This is a genomic window from Thermostichus sp. MS-CIW-41, from assembly GCF_054058915.1.
Window position 1 is genome coordinate 155,605 of sequence record NZ_JBSSBO010000001.1, and the last position, 19,495, is coordinate 175,099.

The window sequence follows — 19,495 nt, forward strand, 5'->3', positions numbered from 1 at the left end:
AACTTGGATCAGTGGATCCCCAGTGCAGAGGCAAACACGCTGTGGCCCACTATGGCCTCTACCACAACACTGATGGCAAACCCCAGCATGGCCAGCCGTCCGTTCCATCGCTCGGCCTTCTCCGTCCAGCCAATCTCCCACTCCGGCGGGGTATCGCCGTCTTGACCGTACTGCGGCACGTACCGCGGGCGACCGGCGCCTTCCCAGCCAGCAGGGCGCTTGGAGTTGAAGAAAGCCATCGAGCCAATCACAACAGCGGCCACCAGCCCGGCCACCATGACGGCAATGTAGGGGAGGAAGGGATTGTCAAGCATCATCGGACTGTCGAGATAGGGATTGAAGGGTGAAAAAGCTCCCAAAAAGGGTAGAGCTGTAACATCTCAAAGCCGAAGAGAAAGTCTGTGAGATGTCCAATGTGGCTCTACCGAAAAGTTCTTCGACAAATTATTGCAGGTTATTGCAGACCTAGCCACTGGGCGAGAGTGCTGGCAAAAACACTGTGGCCCAACGCCGCTTCCGTAGCGATGCTGATCACCAAGCCCAACATGGCCAAGCGTCCATTCCAACGCTCTGCTTGCTCCGTCCAGCCTGGGATCCAGTCGTTGGTGGTGTCGTAGTACTGGGCAACAGAAGCGGAGTCCAGACGAGAAGGGATTCTGGGAGACGATTGCATTGCTAATACCTCGTATTGGTTGCTGTAACCAAACTTAACACAAAGTTACATTTTGTGACAAGCTTCGCTTTCAGGTCAGGGAGGAAGGGATCCCTGGCCGTTGCAACGGTTTGGGCAGAGGGGTTGGCCGAGGGCTGGCCCGAAGCAATGTCATACTGAGGGAAGCAGGCTTTTTGCGCAGACCATGGCGGTATCCCCCCTTTCTTCTCTCAAGCTTGACCATTCTTTCGATCTGGCTGCCCAGGTGCGGTCAGATTTTCCGATTTTGCAGCGCCAGGTCAACGGCCACCCGCTGATCTACTTTGACAATGCCGCCACTTCTCAAAAGCCACTGGCGGTTATGCAGGCGATGGATCATTACTATCGACACTGCAACGCCAACGTGCATCGTGGGGTCCATACGCTGAGCAACGAAGCCACAGATGCCTATGAGGGGGCGCGGGAAAAGATCGCTCGGTTTGTGAACGCGCCTTCTCCTCAGGAGATCATCTACACCCGCAATGCCAGCGAAGCCATCAATCTGGTGGCCTACAGTTGGGGCTTGAGCCATCTGGAGCGGGGGGATGAGATCGTCCTCTCGGTGATGGAGCACCACAGCAACCTAATCCCGTGGCAATGGGTGGCCCAGAAGACGGGAGCCCACCTCAAGTTCATCCAGATCACGCCAGAGGGAGAGTTGGATCTGGAGCACTACCAATCTTTGCTCAGCGACCGCACCCGCTTGGTGGCGGTAACCCAGGTCTCCAACATGCTGGGATCCATCAACCCCGTTCAGGAGATGACTGAACTGGCCCATCGTTACGGAGCCAAGGTTTTGCTGGATGCCTGCCAGAGCGTGCCCCACATGCCTGTGGATGTCCAGGCGCTGGATTGCGATTGGTTGGCCTTTTCGGGGCACAAGATGTGTGGCCCAACGGGGATCGGCGTCCTCTACGGCAGGCGGGAGCTGCTGCGAGCGATGCCCCCTTTTTTGGGTGGGGGAGAGATGATCGCCGATGTGTACTGGGATCACGCCACCTATGCGGATATCCCCCACAAATTTGAAGCCGGTACGCCGGCGATTGCCCAGGCGGTGGGGCTGGGGGCAGCCGTAGATTACTTGAGCCAGATCGGTCTGGAGCGGGTTCATGCCCATGAACAAAGGTTGATTACCCACCTGTTGGACGGGATCCAGCACATAGCGGGTATTACGGTTTATGGCCCCAAGGATCCGGCGCGACGGGCAGGGCTGGTTAGCTTTTCGGTGGAGGCTGTCCATCCCCATGACCTGTCTACTTTGCTGGATGAGCAAGGCATTGCCGTTCGAGCGGGGCACCACTGCACTCAACCCCTCCATCGCTATTTGGGAGTACAGTCCACTGCCCGAGCCAGTGTTTACCTGTACAACACGTTGGCGGAGGTGGATCGCTTTTTAGACGTGTTGGCAGAAGCGGTGGAGTTCTTCAGCCTTGCCCTAAGCTAGGGATCCGGGATAGACCTCTGAAGAGATGAGCATGCCTCTAACCCCCAAAACCCTGAACTTTGCTGAATTTACTGAGCTTTAGGCGGTTTGGCAAAAGTCATTGAGAGGGATATAGTAGACCAAGTTTCCCCCTGATCCTTGAGTCCACCGCAACGGTTGCCGGGAAGTGAAGGGGGAAAGCGCTCGGGGGGTATTCCTCAGGGCTTTGCGGGATACCGCCTTCCTGTTTGGACTCCGTCCCGCTGACGCGAACAGAGATAGGCAGGATGCGATCGCTTCTTTCCTGAACCATGTTCAGGAGAGTTCAGCGTGAATGTATCAGGTAGACTCATGCCTTGGGATCTGGGGCGGTTCTGGAACACGCTCACCTACTATGAGGCCCTGCCTTGGGCTGAGGTGTGGCGTCGGGTTCAAAATGGGTTCCAGGCCGTGGAGGATGATTTTGTGCCACCTTCTCTTTCCGAGCCGGTCGCTATCCAGATAGGGGTGGTGGGGGAAGGTTTGCCTGACGGGTTGGCGGAGGCCCTGCGGCAGCAGGGCGTGGAGGTGAGCCATACGCCAGATTGGGCGACAGCAACCGTGATCCTAGGTTTGGGGGATCCACCAACGGCCAAGGCTTATCTGGAGCAATTGCGCAGCAGTGGGCAAACGGAGCGGATGCTGTTCGACTTTCGCCGGCCCAACCCGGATTTGCATCGGTTTTGGGGCATTTTGGACGATGTGGTGATGGGAGGGGTGAGCCAAAGCCAGTTGCAGTGGGGGGAGGGGCAGCTTCTGTTTACAGGGCAAGTTTCCACGGCCAACTTTGGGGGGTTTGTTTCCACGCGCACCCGCAATTGGCAGCCGCCGCTGGACTTGTCGGGGTTTGCCGGTCTGGAGCTGCGCCTGCGAGGGGATGGGCAGCGGTATAAGGTCTTACTGCGGGATCAAGGCGGCTGGGACAGCCCCGCCTACGGCTATGCGTTCGACACTGCGCCGGGAGAAGAGCAGACCGTTCAGATCCCTTTTGCGGAGATGGTTGCCACGTTCCGCGCCCGCCTTGTGCCTTCGGCTCCTGCGCTCAATACTCGCCAGATCTGCTCTCTGCAGGTGATGTTGAGCAAGTTTGAGGCGGATGGCCGCTTGAACCCCCATTTCCGACCGGGGCCTTTTCAACTGGGCTTGCGCTGGATCGGGCTGTATCGCCGGGAGGGGCTGCCGCAATTGATCGGGGTGGCGCGGGGATCCCTTGCCCCGGAGTGGATAGCTGCCCTGCAGGGTAGCTCCAGCCGTTGGTGTGGGGTGGAGATTCCGGCGGAGATGGAGGGATCCGCTCTGGCAGCCCAGTTGCTCCGCCTCCTGCGCTCGCCTCAGAGCGTGGGCCGGGTGGTGTCTTCAGAAGCTTTCCATGCCTAGCTTTCTGGGCCGCCTCAAGGGATCCCTGGGGATGGGGCTTTTGGCCGGCCTGTGGCTGTGGGTAGGTCAGGGGATCCCCTATCTGTTCGACTGGGATGAGCTGATCTACGCCAGCTTGGCGCGGCAGATGCTGGCCAGCGGGGATCCGCTCTCGTTGGCGATCAACGGGGAGCCCTTTTTTGAAAAGCCGCCCCTGTTTTTTTGGCTGCAGGCCCTGTCCATGGCTGTTTTGGGGATGAACGAATGGGCGGCGCGGTTGCCCAATGCCTGGGTGGGCGGGATCACAGTGGCGCTATTGGTGGGGTGGGGATCCCATCTGCGTGGGGTGGGGTTTGGCTGCCTGTGGGGGATCCTACTGCTGACGGGCTACCTGCCCTTGTTTTTTTACAAAACCGGCCTCATCGACCCGCTGTTGAATCTGGGGATGGGGGTGGGTCTGGGATCCCTGTTGGCCGCGGATCAGGCGCGTCGGGTGGGGTGCTCCGGTCGGGTTTGGAAGGCGGTGGGGGCGCTGGCTCTGGGCTTGGCGGTGTTGGCCAAAGGGCCAGTGGGGTTGGTGTTGCCGCTGCTCATCTGGGTTGGCTACAAGGTCTGGCACCGGGATCCTCCCCTTCGATGGGGGGAGAGCCTGGTTTTCCTCAGCCTAGCTGTGGCTGTTCCCCTCACTTGGCTGGCGTTGGAGGAGGTGCAACGGGGGCCAGAATGGGTGGAAGAGTTTGGGCGCTACCAATGGCGCATCCTCACCAGCTCAGATGGGCATCCCGGCCCGGTTTATTTTCATCTGTTGGCCTTTGCCCTGGGGTGCTTTCCCTGGGGTTCTTTGGCTTTGGCCGAGATCCTGCAGCCCATCCCCAGGAGCGTGGGCTCGGTGGATTTGACTCGGCGGGCAGAATCTCTGCTGTTGGTGGCTTTTGGGGTGGTGCTGGCCCTGTTTTCGCTGCTGGTGCAAACCAAGCTGGTACACTACACCTCGCTGCTGTATCCCATTGGGGCCTACTTTGCTGCCCTGCGCTTGCAGCGCCTGGCTGCTGAGAAAAGAGGGCCCAGTTTTTGGGAAAGTGCCTGGATCCTGCTCAGTGGCTTGTTTTGGCTGGCCCTGTGGCTATTGCTGCCTTGGCTGGGATCCCAGGACCCCGCTGGGCTAGTCCAAGCATGGGTCTTTGCCGGCATCCCTGACGACTTTTCCAGCAGCTTGGTGCTGGGATACCTGCAGGCTGAGGTGGAGTGGCCGGTGTTGACCTACGTCCCCGCCGCGATCCTGCTGCTGGGAATTCTCCTTTGGAGTCGAGGACGGCGGCGGGCTTGGGGCTGGACAGTTTTGCTCTTGGCCACGGGACTGAGCGCCCAACTGGCCTGGTGCTGGGTCTTCCCCCACCTGCTGCAACACACCCAGGGGGGAGCCGTCCACTTTTTCCGGCAGTTTGCCACTTCCGAAAACAACGCCCAGCCGGCTCTCTCTGGAACGGTGGGCCTGTACGGCTTTCGCTCTTTTGTACCCTATTTTTATGGCCCGCTGCAGGTTCCCTACGCCGCCAGCCCAGAAGAGCTGGCCGACTGGCAAGCCCAGGGGCAGGCGCCCGACTACCTGGTTACCTGGGATCCCTTTGTAGCTGAACTTACAGCTCCCGAGGGCGAACAGGCAGCCATTCTGGGATCTTGGCGGGTCGTCGAGCGCCGCAGTCCCTTTTGGCTGTTGAAAAAAAACTCTTCTCCTCCCTAGGCCCCAGATGAGCCAGTACGTGCTGCGCATCAGCGATATTCCTGCCCAAGATCGTCCCCGCGAGCGGCTGCTCAGCCAAGGGGCAAGGCACCTCTCCCACGCCGAGCTGCTGGCCATCTTGCTCAACACTGGCCAGGGGCCAGGCAAGCTCTCGGCAGTCGGCCTCGCCCAGTTGCTCCTGAAAAAATTGGAAGCCCAAGGGGATCCCTTGGCCCAACTGCGCCAGGTGGAGGCAGGGGAGCTGCTGCAAATTGAAGGCATTGGCCCGGCCAAGGCAGCAACGGTGTTGGCCGCCATCGAGCTGGGGCGACGGGTGTTTTTGAGTCGTCCGCCAGACCGGACAGCCATTGAGTCGCCAGAACAAGCGGCTATGGCTCTGAGTGGTGACTTGATGTGGGAATCTCAAGAGCACTTTGCCGTCTTGCACTTGGATGTCAAGCACCGTCTGCTCAGCCAGCAGATTGTAACCCGGGGCACCGCCACCGAAACCCTGTCTCATCCGCGGGAGACTTTCCGCAGCGCCATCAAACAGGGGGCCAGTCGCATCCTCGTCGCCCACAACCACCCTTCCGGCAGCTTGGATCCCAGCCCAGAAGATCTTGCCCTTACCCGGCAACTCTTGCAGGCGGGGCAGCTGCTGCAGATCCCGGTTTTGGACCACCTCATCTTGGGCGGCGGACAGTTCCTCAGCTTGCGCCAGCGCACCAACCTTTGGCAGGAGTTTCCCCAGCCGGAGTAGTCTTCACCCCCAGCCTTTCTCCCAGAGAGAGAGAGTAGAATCAAGGCAACGGACAGGTTCGCCGTCTTTGGGTTGGCCGCGCCCAAGGGATCCCTGTGTGTGGGCTCTCAAGAATCGGGGAGCGGCTCAAAGCGCATTCCCACCTTGAGCTGGCCGCCATTGACCAGGTCCCAAGCGGACTGTTCTTTTTTGCCAGGCAGCTGCGCCCGCCGGATCAACAGGGATCCCTCTCCGGTGGCTACATAGACTCCTTCTCCCCTGGCCAATCCCACCACCTCGCCAGGGCTGCCTTGGGGGAGATCGCCAGGGGGTGGGTGCAACTGAGGAGAGGCAGAGCGGACAATTTTGATCCGCTGCCCCCTCAAACTGGTGAAACAGTCGGGAGAAAAGGCGCGGATTTGGTTGTGCAAGGCCTGGGCAGGGCGCTGCCAGTCGAGGTGAAAGTCTTGTTTTTTGAGCAAAGGGGCGTAGGTTGCCCGGGATCCGTCCTGAGGAATAGGGGTGAGTTCCCCTTTCTCCAATTTCAAGAGCGTTTCCACCAAGAGTTCTGCCCCCAGTTGAGCCAGTTGGGGTGCCAATTCTAGGCTGGTTTGCTCTGGCCCAATGGGTAGCTTGGCCTGGAGCAGGATGGCCCCCGTATCCATTCCCTCATCCATGAGCATCGTGGTTACGCCGGTCTCGGTTTCGCCGTTGGCAATAGCCCACTGGATGGGGGCAGCGCCACGATAGGCGGGCAGGAGGGATCCATGCACATTCACACAGCCCAGCTTGGGCATCTGCAACACCGTCAGGGGCAAGATCTGGCCGTAGGCCACCACCACAAACACATCGGCAGCCAGCGCCTCCAGAGCCGCCAGCACTTGGGGATCCCGCCGTAGGCGGACAGGCTGCCACACCGGGATCCCGTGGGCCTGGGCGAGAACCTTGGTAGGGGGGGGAAGCACCTTTTGCCCTCGCCCCTGGGGCCGATCCGGCTGACAGACCAATCCCACCACTTCAAAGGGAGACTGCGGCTGCAACAGGATCTGCAGCGAAGGCAGGGCAAACTCTGGCGTGCCGAAAAAAACAACCCGCATGGCCAACCCCAACGAGCACTGTCCTTCAGAATACGCTCAGCCAGCGGCTGCAAACGCTCGGCTACTTACTATCTCCTCCGTCAACTGACACCCGGAGATTCAGTCTGGGAGGCAGGAGAAGGGGGTGGCGGCTTATCCAGCGGAGAGATTTCTCTCTCTGAGATGGGGGATCGCCCGGTCAAGGGCACCTGCGGGGCCTGCCAAAAGGCGGGCTGTTTGAGATCGAACTCCTGGCTCCAGGCCGGGAAAAAGGAGCCCAGTTTTTGCCCGGAAAGCCGCAGCCGTTGCAAAAAAGTCCATTCCAGACGGGTCAAGGCTCGCCGCAGAAAATCCTTAGCCCAAGCCGGATCCGGAGCTTCTGCCGCCTGCAAGTTCACCTGCAAGAGGCCCAGCTTGGGATGGAAATGAACCCGTGCTTGGATCCCTTCTGGACGCAACAGGTAATTCAGTACCTGCTGGATGGCTACCCCATCCCCCCGCTGAGCGCGATACAGAGGGCTGTTGGGGTTGGGCTGGGGCTGGTAGCGCCACTCGCGGTGCCATTCCGGGATCCCTTCGTTGGCCAGAAAGCCAAACAGCTCCACCTGACGCTGCCTGTGGGTCAGCGCCATTTGCTCCAAGGCCGGCGAGAGGCTCCCCAGCAAAGCATCCGGCTCAGGCAAGGAATCCCCCTCTAGACGCAGCAACAGGCGGTGGCCGGAAAGCCGCGCTTGTACCTGAAGATGGCCCAACCCCAGGGATTCCAGAGCTTCTTGCAGATCGGCCAAAATGGCGGGCAGAGGAGCCTGGACATCCAAAGAATCGCTCACCGACAAAAGATCTCCAACAAGCCCTAACCCAACCTAGCCAATTTCCAAGGTTGCTTGGATCCCTGGGATCGTCGGCCAAGATGGGCAGATCCATTCTGCTTTGGATAATTGCTAGATCCCCAGGATCAGGCGAGCTGCAGCGAAGTAAACTACCCGACCCTGACTGCTTCGCAGTACAGGGCAGGCTTTCGGTAGCCCTGCAGTTGGCAAGCCAACCACGAACCTCTAGGCTGGTTTACAGCAGCCCCCAAAAGCGCAATCACATTCGCACCATTCAAATCCGCATCCCCTTCCCATCCACAGTGTCCACACTTGAACGACTTGCCACTGCGGTAGGACTTGCCCTGCTCAGGGTGGATGTGTAAGCACCGGTGACAGGTCTGCGACGTGTAAGCAGGCGGAACAAGAATCAGAGCAACCCCTGCAGCCCTCGCCTTGTATTCCAGAAACTGACGTAGTTGGTAGAACGCCCAACTGTTGGCCCTGCGCCGTTCGGCTTTGCTGCGCGGCTGTTGATTGACCCTTTCCCGGATCCCTGTCAAGTCTTCCAGAGCAAGAGCGCTGTTTGTCGCCTTTGCCCTAGAGACAATAGCTTTGGAGATGCGATGATTGACCCACGCCTGAAAGCGCCTCTCCTTGCCAGACAGCCGTTGCAACAGTTGACGGCATCTGCGCCGCGAACTGCGGGTGCCCTTACTGGCTTTGCGTTGGAGTGCCGCCCTCAGCTTGGAGTAGTGGTCTCGGATTCGGTTCAACTGCTGTCCATTCCAGTTATCCCCTTCTGACGTATGAGCAATATCCGTCCTTCCCAAATCCACGCCCAGCACTCTATCCGTGCCTTGCGGTGGGCACGGTTCCGTTTCCACACAGATTTGAATGGAGTAGGAACCGTCTTTGCGCTTGACCAGAGTGGCAGATTTGGGATTGGAGCCTGCCAACTGTTCTCTCTGGTAGCGGCCAATCGCCAGCTCAAAGCGCTCCCGACCCTCCACCGTGGTCAGCGACACCGTCCAGTCTTTCTCGCGGAACGAAAAGATACGGGCATCGTAGGTAGCGAAGCCTCTCTTGAACGCTTTGACCGGACGGTTTTTCTGTCGGGCAACTTTACGGGCACCGGCCAGCCGTCTGCAAACCTGCTGAGCCAAGTTACTGGACAAGCCAAACCGAGCGCGAATCTGGTAATAGCAAAGGGACTGGAGTTTGACTGCGTTGACTACTTTTTCTGGTGTGTTTTGGTTGACCCAGTTCAACGCCTGCACAAAGGCATCCATTGTCGCATCCAACTTTGCGGCTTGCGACTGGGACACCTTGAGCTTGCAGGAGACGGTCAGGACTTGGGTCATGGTTCTATCATAACTTCCGCATTCCTCCCGACACTGACCCTACAGGTACAGTGCGGGGCTCCTGCGATTTCTAGCTGAGTTAACCTCAGCAACGGCTACAGCCCATAGAAATCCGGCCCGGATCCCTCGTAGCTGGGGTTGACCCGCAAGTTTAAGTGGGGACAGATGATCTCGCAGGTGCGGCACTGGATGCAGTTTTCCAAAGACATGGCATGGGAGCGGATGCCATTTTGGTCGCGGATGTGGTGTACCTCTGCTGTGCAGTCGGCCACGCAGGGGGTGGGGCGATTCAGCTTGTCGTAGGTGGCGATGCACCGGCGGCAGGTTTCGGCGTCGAACTCCAGGATGTGACGGTTACCCTCGGGGTAGCGGGGATCCGCGAAAAAAACCGCATCGGGCCGCGAGAAATAGCCCGGTCGAGCGGCCAATTCCTGGGGGGCCAGGGCTGTGGGGGCCACAAAATCCGCTTGAATGGCAGCGTGGGGGGCCACATAGCTGCGCGGGGGTGGCTCGCTGGGGCTGACCCGCCCGGTGAGCAGGGTGTAGGCGCGCAGAGTTTCTCGTCCGCGGCGAACGGGATCCTGTAAACCCCAGCGCAGGGATCCCAGCCAGGGGTGGCCGGCATCGACGCTGCGGCACACCTGAGGTAAGTATTCTTCCAGCAGGCGGGAGTTTTCCAAAAAAGCCTCGCGGAAGTAGCGGCTGCGGTAGAGGTTTTGCCCCACTGCACTTTCCATCACCGCCTTTTGGTAGTCGGTTTGGATGCGCAGATCCCCTTTCAAGAAGCCATCGTGAATGAGGCCCGCCGCCAGATAGCCGGTTTCCATGGCATTATCCACCCCGGCCAAGCTACCCACATCCAACACCCCCAGCGCATCCCCCAACAGCAGGGCTCCCTCAACGCCAAACCGGGTGGGCAGGCTGTGGTAGCCCCCTTCGGGAATCACGGCAGCCCCGTACTTGAGCAACTTGCCGCCGGCAATCAGGGACTGGATCCAGGGGTGAGCCTTGAACTCCTGCAGACGCTGCTGGGGGTTAAGGTTGGGGTTCCTGCTGTCGAGGCCGATGATCAGACCTAAGGCCAGGCGATTGTCTTTGAGGCCATAGACAAAGCCCCCGCTGAAGCTGCCATCCAAAACCGGGTAGCCCAAGGTATGCCACACCTGCCCCTGCCGGGACTGGGGGATCTGCCACACCTCTTTGACCCCCACCGACCACAGTTGCGGGTTGGGGCGCAGTTGAAACTTCTCGATGAGATCTTTGGAAATGAAGCCTTTGTCGCCAAAACAGGTGAGTTCGGCAAAGATGCAATCTTCGTACACTTGGCCGGAATCGCTCGCCCGCACCCCAATCACCCGCTCCCCGTCGTAGAGGATTTCATGGGCGGCAAAGCCAGGGAACACATCCAGGGTAACGTTCGGGATCCCTTTGGCTTTTTCCTGCAGGGTTTCGGCCAGCCAACGGATGACGTGGCTGAGGGTGAGAATGAACTGCCCCTGCTTGCGAAATCCCGGCGGGATCACCGCTTCCGGCAGATCCCAGCGCTGTTGGGATCCCAGCACGCTCAAGTGATTGGCTTCCACCCGGCCTTCGTGGGGAAATCCTTGGCTTTCAAAATCGGGGAAGAGCTTGGCGATCACTTGGAGGTTGCAGATGGCGCCACTGACGATGTGACCGCCGAATTGGCGGGCTTTTTCCAAAATGGCGATGGAGATTCTTAGCCCGGATAGCTTGGCCAAATCCAAAAGGCGATGGGCCAAGATCAAGTTGGAGGAACTCCCCCCCACCAACAGAAGGTCGTAGCGGATGGCTTCACTCATCCTCTCCACGCGGTAGCTCCGGATACGCTGCCTGTATCTTAAAAAGGGGAGGGGAGAAAGAGGGCAAAACTTTAGACCTTCTCAAGCCTCTGGTGCGAGCCCCCAGCAAGATGATCGTCGTCGGCCTAATGTCGGGCACTTCGGTAGACGGGATCGATGTAGCCATCGTCCACCTGGAGGGTGACGATCCCCTACAGTGGGAGTTAATGCATTTCCAGACGATCCCCTATTCCCCAACGCTGCGGGCAGAGATTTTGCGGGCTGCGGATCCCAAAACCGGCACGGTAGATCACATCTGCACCTTGAACTTTCGCTTGGGTCGAGCTTTTGCGGCAGCGGCCTTGCAAGGGATCCAGGCGGCCCATCTTACCCCCCAACAGATCGATCTCATCGGCAGCCATGGCCAAACCCTTTGGCATAACCCCAGTGGGCCAGAAGCTTCGACTTTGCAAATCGGTGAAGCTGCGGTGATTGCCGAGCTGACCGGGATCCCGGTGGTGAGCAATTTTCGGGCGCGGGACATGGCGGCAGGAGGTCAAGGCGCACCTTTGGTAGCTTTTGTGGATTGGCTGCTGTTGAGGCATCCCCACCTTCATCGTGTGGCCCAGAACATCGGCGGTATTGCCAACCTTACCTATCTCCCCAGCCTCTACAGTGGGGGATCCCCCTTGGCTTTCGACACCGGCCCCGGCAACATTTTGATCGATCTGGCGGTGATGCGGGCCAGCCAAGGACAACAAGCCTTTGATCGCGATGGAAAATGGGCTGCCCAAGGCCAAGTCCACTGGGAAAAAGTTGCAGAATGGATGCGGGATCCCTATTTTCAAAAGGCACCGCCCAAAACCACTGGTCGGGAGTATTTTGGATCCCTTTATTTGGAGCAAATTTGGACCCAATTTATATCTGCTCACGACTGTATTGCCACCCTCACAGGATTTACGGCCTGCTCCATTGCCCAAGCCTATAGGGACTTTTTGCCCGCGACCCCAGATCAAGTTATTCTCAGCGGTGGCGGCACCCAAAACCCTGTTCTCATGCAACTGCTGCAGGAGCAACTGCCGACCACAACCCTGTTGACTTCCGACCAAGTGGGGATCCCTTCTAAGGCCAAAGAGGCCCTTGCCTTCGCGGTATTGGCCTATAAAACCTGGCAAGGTAAGACCAACAATTTACCGGAAGCAACTGGGGCAAGACATGCTGCCATCTTGGGCCAAATCACACCCTCTTGTCGTAACCAGTCCTAACTCATCTGTATCGTTATCTCCAACAAGCTTGAGCCATTCCTCATACTCCCGAGGAAAGAGAAATGTCCAGAATTGCGGCGGAGCCTCTGCCGAATCCAGATCTCGCTAGGATGTCACGCAAGGCTGAGAAAAGCGATAAAGTTACCTTGCCAAGATCTATAAATCAAAAGCCCTAGTTCTTATGAAGGATCGTCCTCTGCCTCCACTTCTGCTGGCAATCATGATTTTTAATTTCTTCATTCTCTTTGGCTGTAGTGTTGTCCGGCATCACCTGTTTCAGTCTGGAGGATATGATCTTGGCATCTTCGACCAATCCATCTATCTAATCAGTCGGGGAGAGGTTCCGTTTTCGACCATTCGAGGGATCCACATCTTGGGAGACCACGCAGCCTTTATTCTCTATCCCATCAGCTTTTTGTACCGCATTGTCCCCTCGGTCTATTGGCTGTTTGGGCTCCAATCCCTGGCGTTAACCTTGGGAGCATCGGCCATTTATCACCTTGCGCTTCAGGCCAAGGTCGATCCCAGCCAAGTGATGGTGATTGCCACAGCCTATCTTCTCTATCCGGCCATTTTTAACGCCAACCTTTTTGATTTTCATCCAGAGGTTTTGGCCGTTCCCCTTTTCTTGGCGGCTGTGCTCTGCATTCGCTCTGGAAAATTGTGGGGGTTCCTTCTCTGTTTGAGCGGCATCCTCGGCTGTAAAGCAGTGTTGTCTCTCAATGTTGTCGCCCTGGGAGCCTGGCTGTTGCTTTGGGAAAGAGGACGAATTCAAGAACGCTGGCAATGGCGCTGCCAAGTGGGCGGCTGGACGGCAATTGCGGCAGGATCGGCTTGGTTTGGGATAGCCACTTTTGGGATCATCCCTTACTTCAGCGGCAGCGAGCCGGCAGCCGTTTCTCATTACGACTATCTAGGGAATTCTGTTGCGGAAATTGTTCAAGGTTTAATCTTGAGACCGATGCTGGTTTTGAGCAAAGTCTTCTCTCTGGACACCCTGTTTTATGGATTTTTACTGGTTGCGCCTTTGGCTTGGGGCCTCTCTTGGCGGCATTGGGATCCCTGGATCCCTGCCCTGCCTACCCTGGGTTTGAATATACTCTCCAGCAATCCTGCCTATCGGGATCTGGTGCATCAGTACGCTTTGCCTATCGTTCCTTTCTTGTTCTTGGCCGTCATCGAGAATGTGAAAAATCACCTCTTCCAGAGCCATTTTATAAAAGATGGAAAACTGCCCCTGATCTGGTCTTCGCTGGCCTTTTTGGCCTTGGGGAAATACACCTTTTTCGGCTCAATTTATCTCAGCTCCCTGGACACTTGGCAGGCAACCCGACAGGCTCTTGCCCAGATCACCACCCAAGGGGGCGTCCTCACCACCCACGAGATCAGCCCTCACCTCACCCAGCGACCTGTAATCTACTTTACAGACGAGGGCCGCTTCAATGGATCCCCGCCCTCTCAGTGGGATCCCTTTGATTATGTGTTGCTCAACACCCGTCATCCGGGGTGGCGCAGCACTCCAGAGTTCTCCCGCATCCTGATTGAAGCTTTACAGAAGGAAACCCAGTTTCAGCTTCTGTACCATCAAGATGGGGTGTATTTGTTCTCTAGGTTACGAAAAGACCTCTAAGAATCGCATAAGAATCGCAATTCTAAGGACTGCAGACTACTTTATTGGCACTTGATCTAATTGACTTAAACCAAGTCTTCTTCTCGTTGCAACAAATGATTAAGAAACTGCTGCTTCAATCTAAAGAAATTGTTTACACTTGCAAGGCTTAATCTGAGCTTAGTCTTCTCTTAACTTCAAGCCACTAACTTTGTAGTGCCTATCCTCATGCGCGAATAGAGTAGCGCAGTGGTTAGGTGCTGTTTTATAAGACTCGCCAAGTTTCTAAACAAAACTTGTCAAGACAAGAGGAGAAGTCAACGTGAGTATCCATTCGCATGGCCCTAAGCTTCGTCCTGGAGACGAGCCTATGTGTAACCACTCTCCCAACCCCACTTTCAGCAGCATCCTGGAGAGCCGTTTGCAGCGGCGTCAAGTGTTGCAGGGGGGAATTGCTGCGGCGGTGGCCACCTTTTTTGGCTTGCCTGCGCTGAACGGTGCTTCCAAATCGGCAAAAGCCGCCAGTGGCAGTGCTTTGCTGGGCTTCAAGGCAATTCCTGTGAGCGCCGAAGACAAACTGGTGGTGCCCGAAGGCTACACTGCCCGTCCGCTGCTGGCTTGGGGTACTCCCATCACCGGCACCTATCCACAGTTCAAGCTGGAAAACACCGGTGCCGAGCAGGGAATGCAGGTGGGCAGCCACCACGATGGCATGCACTTCTTCCCCATTGACGGGAAGGATCCCTGGCAGGGCAGCTCCACCGAGGGTTTGCTGGTGTTTAACCACGAGTACGTCGAGCCTCGGTTTATGCATGCTGCGGCTGTGGGCCAAAAGCTGGATTCCGACTTGTATCCCACCAATCCTGACGGCAGCCGCGATCCCGACCAGGTGCTGAAAGAGCTGAATGGCCACGGGGTGAGCATTGTCCACATCAAGCAGCAGGGAGACGGCAGTTGGGAAGTGGTGCGGGATCGCCTCAACCGCCGCATCACCGGTCTTACCCTCATGGAGATCCACGGCCCGGTGCGGGGATCCGACTTCGTGAAAACCAAGTTCAGCCCTGAAGGCACAATGACCCGGGGTACTTTGAACAACTGCGCCCACGGCGTCACTCCCTGGAATACCTACCTCACCTGTGAGGAGAACTGGGCGGGCTACTTCAGCAACACCAGCAAAGGCCCCGACCAAAAGCCCAACCTGCCCCGGGAGCACAAGCGCTACGGCGTGAGCACCGAGACTTCCCGCTACGGCTGGGAGCTGGCCAGCAACAAGGCGGACGAGTTCATCCGCTTCAATGCCACCCCCACCGCTGCGGATGCCACCCAAGACTACCGCAATGAGCCCAACACTTTTGGCTGGGTGGTGGAGATCGATCCCTTTGATCCCAGCAGCACTCCCAAGAAGCGCACCGCTCTGGGCCGCTTCGCCCACGAAGGCGTGGTGTTCCAGCCGCCGGTGGAAGGCCAGCCGATTGTGGCCTACATGGGGGATGATGCCCGCTTTGAGTACATCTACAAGTACGTCTCTGCCGAGCCCTACCGCAAGGAAACGGCGGGTGGACATCTGTTGGACAATGGCACCTTGTATGTGGCCAAGTTCAACGAAGATGGCACAGGGGAGTGGCTGCCGCTGGTGTTTGGGAAAAACGGCCTGACCCCGGAAAACGGCTTCACCAGCCAAGCAGATGTGTTGGTGAATACCCGCACGGCGGCGGATTTTGTCGGTGCTACTAAAATGGACCGGCCTGAGTGGGGAGCGGTGGATCCGCAAACCCGCATGGTCTACTTCACCCTGACCAACAACAGCCGTCGGGAACAAGACCAGGTGAACGCTGCCAACCCCCGTCCCAAAAACAAGTGGGGTCACATCATCCGTTGGAAGGAAGCCAACGACCGGCCTCAAGCCACCCGTTTCGAGTGGGATCTCTTTGTCTTGGCCGGGCCGCCTGAAGATAGCCGCAAGCTATCGGGCCAGCCCCTCAATGAAGACAACATCTTCAACTCTCCCGATGGTCTGTGGTTCGATGCCAGCCGTCGCCTCTGGATCCAGACCGACACCAGCGACAGCAATCTCAACCAAGGGGATTTTGCTCCTTTTGGCAATAACCAAATGTTGGCTGCCGATCCGGATACAGGGGAAATTCGCCGCTTCTTGACCGGGCCGATTGGGCAAGAGATCACCGGTGTGGTCACCACTCCCGATCAGCGCACCATGTTCATCAACGTGCAACATCCGGGAGCCAGAACCAGCGAGGACGACTTTGCCGCCGGCAAGATCCTCTCCCGCTGGCCCGACTACGACCCCAATCTCTACCCCCGCTCGGCGGTGGTGGTGATCACCAAAAATGACGGCGGGATCATCGGTACCTAGTTGTCTCTGAGGCCGTCAGCCCATAAAACCCAGCGGCAGGGATCCTTCATCTCTGCCGCTTTCTTGCACTTAACCCAGCAAGGCTGATCCCTGCAGGGTCAGGAATCTGGAGCTATCTCTCAAGTACCAATTCTCCCTCTGGGAGACGAGCCGGGGGTGAGGGAAATTAATCCCACAGGTTCAAATCCGTCACTGCTCCCAAGCTGCTGCTGGAGACCAGCTTGGCGTACTTGGCTAGGGTGCCCCGTTTGTAGCGAGGCTCAGGAGGAGACCAGCGGGCGCGGCGGCGGGCCAGCTCTTCTTCGCTCACGTGCAGGTGTAATAGGCGAGCCGGAGCATCGATGGTGATAAGATCCCCTTCCTCCACCAGGGCAATCGTGCCCCCCACATAGGCTTCGGGAGCCACATGGCCCACTACCATGCCGTAGGTGCCGCCGGAGAAGCGGCCATCGGTGATCAGGCCAACGCTATTCCCCAAGCCGGCGCCGATGATGGCCGAAGTGGGCGAGAGCATCTCACGCATGCCGGGGCCACCTTTGGGGCCTTCGTAGCGGATGACCACCACATCCCCTGCTCGGATCTGGCCGGAGAGGATGGCCTGCAGGCAGGACTCCTCTGAATCGAAGACCCGCGCCGGCCCGGTAATTTTCGGGTTCTTGACGCCGGTAATCTTGGCTACTGCTCCTTCGGGAGCCAGATTCCCCTTGAGGATGGCCAGATGCCCTTGGGGATACAGGGGGCTGTGCCAAGGGCGGATCACCTCCTGATCCGGGCTAGGCTCGTCCGGCACATCCCGCAGGACTTCGACGATGGTCTGGCAGGAGATGGTGAGGCAGTCCCCGTGCAGCAGGCCGTGGTTGAGCAGCATTTTCATCACCTGGGGGATCCCGCCGGCCCGGTGCAGGTCGGTGGCCACAAACCGCCCTGAAGGCTTGAGATCGCAGAGGACAGGTACGCGAGCACGAATGGTCTCGAAATCATCTAGCGTCAGGGGCACTTCTGCCGCATGGGCAATGGCCAGAAAGTGGAGCACGGCGTTGGTGGATCCCCCTACGGCCATGATCACCGAGATGGCATTTTCAATGCTTTTACGGGTGATGATGTCGCGGGGGCGGAGGTTGGCTTTGATGGCCTCTGCCAAGACCTTGGCCGATTGGGCGGCACTTTCGGCTTTCTCTTCGTCTTCTGCAGCCATGGTGGAGGAGTAGGGCAGACTCATCCCCATAGCCTCAAACGCGCTGGACATGGTGTTGGCCGTGTACATGCCGCCGCAGGATCCGGCACCGGGACAGGCATGGCGCTCCACCGCCAGCAGCTCTTCCTCGGAGATGCGCCCGGCACTGAACTCCCCCACCGCTTCAAAGGCGCTGACGATGGTGAGGTCGCGGCCATTGTAGTGACCCGGCTTGATGGTGCCGCCGTAGACGAAGATGGAGGGCACATTGAGGCGGGCCATGGCAATCATCGCCCCCGGCATATTCTTGTCGCAGCCGCCGATGGCCAAGAGGCCATCCATGCTCTGGCCGTTGACCACCGTCTCGATGGAATCGGCAATCACTTCCCGCGACACCAGGGAGTATTTCATCCCCTCCGTGCCCATCGAGATGCCGTCGCTAATGGTGATGGTGCCGAACACCTGGGGCATACAGCCCGCCGTTCTCAAAGCCGCCTCCGCCCGCTCCGCCAGAGTTTGGATCCCGATGTTGCAGGGGGTGAGGGTGCTGTGGGCGTTGGCAATGCCGACGATGGGCTTGCCGAAATCTTCGTCGCGAAAGCCCACGGCTCTGAGCATGGCGCGGTTGGGGGAGCGCTGTACCCCTTGGGTGACCACTTGGCTGCGCAGTGGGAGCGGAGAATTGGCCATCATTGCCAGAGGGAATCGAGAGGAAGTGGGCAAGGAAGAAAACGGCTAGAACTCATCCTACCGCCTCTCTTCGGGGGAACACTAGCTCTGCCGGCAAGAGGGATCCAAACCAAATCTGAAGCAACTCTGTAAGTTGTCTGCACCTGCGCCAGGAATCGGCCAGCCTACCTAATAGAAGGGATCCCAGGTTCCAATCGCGTTAGCGAGACCGAGTCAAGACATGGGGGCCAGGGATCCTGGGTGTTGGTGTTTCCCCTTCGTGTTGGCGAAGCCTCGTATGGTTCTCAGCTCTCCTCTCCCCTCGCCTGCAGTGCCCAGCAGTGCCGACCGCGTTAGCGGGACGGAGTCCTCACGGGAGATGTTGCGGGATGTGCTCACCCTCTCCCGTCATGTTTTGCAGCAGTTTGGCAGTTTTACGGCAGAGGCTCAAGACTTCAGCGCCCTGATGAACCGCATTGCCCTGGCCGGCAAGATGATCGCCCGGCGGCTGAGTCAGGCAGGACTGATCGAAGGGGCGCTGGGGGTTACCGGCAGCCTCAATGTCCAAGGGGAAGAACAGCAACAGATGGACGACTACGCCAACCGGGCCTTCATTCGCGCTTTGGAGCAAACGGGCCTGGTGTGTCGGCTGGTCTCGGAAGAGATGAAAACCCCGGCTCGCCTGCCGGAAAACTGCTCCCTCAGCCGCCTGGCCCTGATGATCGATCCCCTGGATGGATCCTCCAACATTGACGCCAACCTCAGCGTCGGCTCCATCTTCTCCGTCCTTCACCCTCTTGAGGATCGCCCGGAAGCGGACAACCAAGACCTGCTGCAACCGGGCCGTCGCCAACTGGCTGCGGGATATATTCTCTACGGCCCCAGCACCCAATTGGTCTATTCCGTCGGCAAGGGGGTACACGGTTTTACGTTGGATCCCAGCTTGGGGGAATTTATCCTCTCCCGCAGCGACATCCGCATTCCTGAACGCGGCTCCGTCTACAGCCTCAACGAGGGCTATTTTTGCCAGTGGAGCGAAGGGATCCAGAACTATGTCCGGTATGTTCACCGCCGCGATGGCTACATCTCCCGTTACAGCGGCGCTCTGGTGGCGGATTTTCACCGCATTCTCCTGCAGGGCGGAGTTTACCTCTATCCCGGCACCCAGAAAAAACCGGAGGGCAAGCTGCGCCTGATGTACGAGGCCAACCCCCTGGCTTTTCTGGCCGAGCAGGCGGGCGGGGCGGCCACCACTGGCACCGAGGCCATCCTAGACATCGTCCCCCAATCTCTCCACCAACGGGTGCCCCTTATCATCGGCAGCCGCGAGAACGTGGAAGAAGTGCTGCGCTGCCTAGAGGGTTCTCTGGTGCCCTAGGTTCTTCCCAATC

General features: G+C 58.4%; 15 protein-coding genes. 8 read left to right on the plus strand and 7 right to left on the minus strand.

Translation table 11 applies throughout. The features are described from left to right. Window positions 1-8 precede the first annotated feature (8 nt). Together psb35 and ACVWXE_RS00775 are read right to left on the minus strand one after the other, a co-directional pair. Entirely contained in the window at window positions 9-317 is a 309-nt protein-coding gene (gene psb35, locus ACVWXE_RS00770; protein WP_414331646.1) for a photosystem II assembly protein Psb35, read from the minus strand. Between the two features lie 137 nt (window positions 318-454). After that, window positions 455-673 (minus strand): hypothetical protein, encoded by a 219-nt coding sequence (locus tag ACVWXE_RS00775; RefSeq protein ID WP_414374672.1) that lies wholly within the window; start codon window positions 671-673, stop codon window positions 455-457. A gap of 184 nt (window positions 674-857) precedes the next feature. Here ACVWXE_RS00775 and ACVWXE_RS00780 point away from each other — a divergent pair, with 184 nt between their 5' ends. The 4 genes from ACVWXE_RS00780 to radC all read left to right on the plus strand — a co-directional run bounded on the left by ACVWXE_RS00780 (window position 858) and on the right by radC (window position 5,989). After that, on the plus strand, window positions 858-2,135 hold the full coding sequence (locus tag ACVWXE_RS00780; RefSeq protein WP_457489335.1) for a cysteine desulfurase: 1,278 nt from the start codon (window positions 858-860) through the stop codon (window positions 2,133-2,135). Between the two features lie 330 nt (window positions 2,136-2,465). Continuing rightward, a complete protein-coding gene (locus tag ACVWXE_RS00785) occupies window positions 2,466-3,530 on the plus strand; it encodes a CIA30 family protein (RefSeq protein WP_457489336.1) in 1,065 nt (354 codons plus the stop codon). Next, entirely contained in the window at window positions 3,523-5,250 is a 1,728-nt protein-coding gene (locus tag ACVWXE_RS00790; RefSeq protein ID WP_457489337.1) for an ArnT family glycosyltransferase, read from the plus strand. The genes ACVWXE_RS00785 and ACVWXE_RS00790 overlap by 8 nt, the downstream gene beginning before the upstream one ends. 7 nt (window positions 5,251-5,257) lie before the next feature. Continuing rightward, window positions 5,258-5,989: a RadC family protein gene (gene radC / locus ACVWXE_RS00795; RefSeq protein ID WP_041436627.1), complete on the plus strand. Its 732-nt coding sequence runs from the start codon at window positions 5,258-5,260 to the stop codon at window positions 5,987-5,989. A gap of 107 nt (window positions 5,990-6,096) precedes the next feature. On the opposite strand, the gene fmt is transcribed toward radC, so the two are convergent. The 4 genes from fmt to ACVWXE_RS00815 form a co-directional block, all read right to left on the minus strand. Continuing rightward, on the minus strand, window positions 6,097-7,065 hold the full coding sequence (gene fmt / locus ACVWXE_RS00800) for a methionyl-tRNA formyltransferase (RefSeq protein ID WP_414329629.1): 969 nt from the start codon (window positions 7,063-7,065) through the stop codon (window positions 6,097-6,099). Window positions 7,066-7,145: 80 nt separating this feature from the next. Next, window positions 7,146-7,874 (minus strand): hypothetical protein, encoded by a 729-nt coding sequence (locus ACVWXE_RS00805; RefSeq protein ID WP_457489338.1) that lies wholly within the window; start codon window positions 7,872-7,874, stop codon window positions 7,146-7,148. A 149-nt stretch (window positions 7,875-8,023) separates the two neighbouring features. Beyond that, window positions 8,024-9,217, minus strand: a complete 1,194-nt coding sequence (locus ACVWXE_RS00810) for an RNA-guided endonuclease InsQ/TnpB family protein (protein WP_457489339.1) — start codon at window positions 9,215-9,217, stop codon at window positions 8,024-8,026. Between the two features lie 95 nt (window positions 9,218-9,312). Continuing rightward, window positions 9,313-11,037 carry an electron transfer flavoprotein gene (locus ACVWXE_RS00815; protein ID WP_457489340.1) on the minus strand — a complete coding sequence of 575 codons (1,725 nt, stop codon included), beginning with the start codon at window positions 11,035-11,037 and terminating at the stop codon, window positions 9,313-9,315. A gap of 110 nt (window positions 11,038-11,147) precedes the next feature. Here ACVWXE_RS00815 and ACVWXE_RS00820 point away from each other — a divergent pair, with 110 nt between their 5' ends. The 3 genes from ACVWXE_RS00820 (at window position 11,148) to ACVWXE_RS00830 (ending at window position 16,261) form a co-directional block, all read left to right on the plus strand. Next, on the plus strand, window positions 11,148-12,281 hold the full coding sequence (locus tag ACVWXE_RS00820) for an anhydro-N-acetylmuramic acid kinase (RefSeq protein ID WP_457489341.1): 1,134 nt from the start codon (window positions 11,148-11,150) through the stop codon (window positions 12,279-12,281). Between the two features lie 181 nt (window positions 12,282-12,462). Next, window positions 12,463-13,911 carry a DUF2079 domain-containing protein gene (locus ACVWXE_RS00825; RefSeq protein ID WP_457489342.1) on the plus strand — a complete coding sequence of 483 codons (1,449 nt, stop codon included), beginning with the start codon at window positions 12,463-12,465 and terminating at the stop codon, window positions 13,909-13,911. Between the two features lie 349 nt (window positions 13,912-14,260). Further along, a complete protein-coding gene (locus tag ACVWXE_RS00830; RefSeq protein WP_457489343.1) occupies window positions 14,261-16,261 on the plus strand; it encodes a PhoX family protein in 2,001 nt (666 codons plus the stop codon). 166 nt (window positions 16,262-16,427) lie between these two features. Here the strand turns inward: ACVWXE_RS00830 and ilvD are convergent, their stop codons facing one another. Further along, complete coding sequence (gene ilvD, locus ACVWXE_RS00835; RefSeq protein WP_457489360.1) at window positions 16,428-18,125, minus strand: dihydroxy-acid dehydratase; 1,698 nt, start codon at window positions 18,123-18,125, stop codon at window positions 16,428-16,430. Between the two features lie 358 nt (window positions 18,126-18,483). Between ilvD and fbp the strand changes: the two genes are divergently transcribed. Beyond that, window positions 18,484-19,482: a class 1 fructose-bisphosphatase gene (gene fbp, locus ACVWXE_RS00840; protein ID WP_011433573.1), complete on the plus strand. Its 999-nt coding sequence runs from the start codon at window positions 18,484-18,486 to the stop codon at window positions 19,480-19,482. Window positions 19,483-19,495 lie beyond the last annotated feature (13 nt).

What these genes read in the sequence shown, in the direction of transcription:
- psb35 (WP_414331646.1), bottom strand. Translation starts at nt 317, where the DNA reads ATGATGCTTGACAATCCCTTCCTCCCCTACATTGCCGTCATGGTGGCC.
- ACVWXE_RS00775 (WP_414374672.1), bottom strand. Translation starts at nt 673, where the DNA reads ATGCAATCGTCTCCCAGAATCCCTTCTCGTCTGGACTCCGCTTCTGTT.
- ACVWXE_RS00780 (WP_457489335.1), top strand. Translation starts at nt 858, where the DNA reads ATGGCGGTATCCCCCCTTTCTTCTCTCAAGCTTGACCATTCTTTCGAT.
- ACVWXE_RS00785 (WP_457489336.1), top strand. Translation starts at nt 2,466, where the DNA reads ATGCCTTGGGATCTGGGGCGGTTCTGGAACACGCTCACCTACTATGAG.
- ACVWXE_RS00790 (WP_457489337.1), top strand. Translation starts at nt 3,523, where the DNA reads ATGCCTAGCTTTCTGGGCCGCCTCAAGGGATCCCTGGGGATGGGGCTT.
- radC (WP_041436627.1), top strand. Translation starts at nt 5,258, where the DNA reads ATGAGCCAGTACGTGCTGCGCATCAGCGATATTCCTGCCCAAGATCGT.
- fmt (WP_414329629.1), bottom strand. Translation starts at nt 7,065, where the DNA reads ATGCGGGTTGTTTTTTTCGGCACGCCAGAGTTTGCCCTGCCTTCGCTG.
- ACVWXE_RS00810 (WP_457489339.1), bottom strand. Translation starts at nt 9,217, where the DNA reads ATGACCCAAGTCCTGACCGTCTCCTGCAAGCTCAAGGTGTCCCAGTCG.
- ACVWXE_RS00815 (WP_457489340.1), bottom strand. Translation starts at nt 11,037, where the DNA reads ATGAGTGAAGCCATCCGCTACGACCTTCTGTTGGTGGGGGGGAGTTCC.
- ACVWXE_RS00820 (WP_457489341.1), top strand. Translation starts at nt 11,148, where the DNA reads ATGATCGTCGTCGGCCTAATGTCGGGCACTTCGGTAGACGGGATCGAT.
- ACVWXE_RS00825 (WP_457489342.1), top strand. Translation starts at nt 12,463, where the DNA reads ATGAAGGATCGTCCTCTGCCTCCACTTCTGCTGGCAATCATGATTTTT.
- ACVWXE_RS00830 (WP_457489343.1), top strand. Translation starts at nt 14,261, where the DNA reads ATGTGTAACCACTCTCCCAACCCCACTTTCAGCAGCATCCTGGAGAGC.
- ilvD (WP_457489360.1), bottom strand. Translation starts at nt 18,125, where the DNA reads ATGGCCAATTCTCCGCTCCCACTGCGCAGCCAAGTGGTCACCCAAGGG.
- fbp (WP_011433573.1), top strand. Translation starts at nt 18,484, where the DNA reads ATGTTGCGGGATGTGCTCACCCTCTCCCGTCATGTTTTGCAGCAGTTT.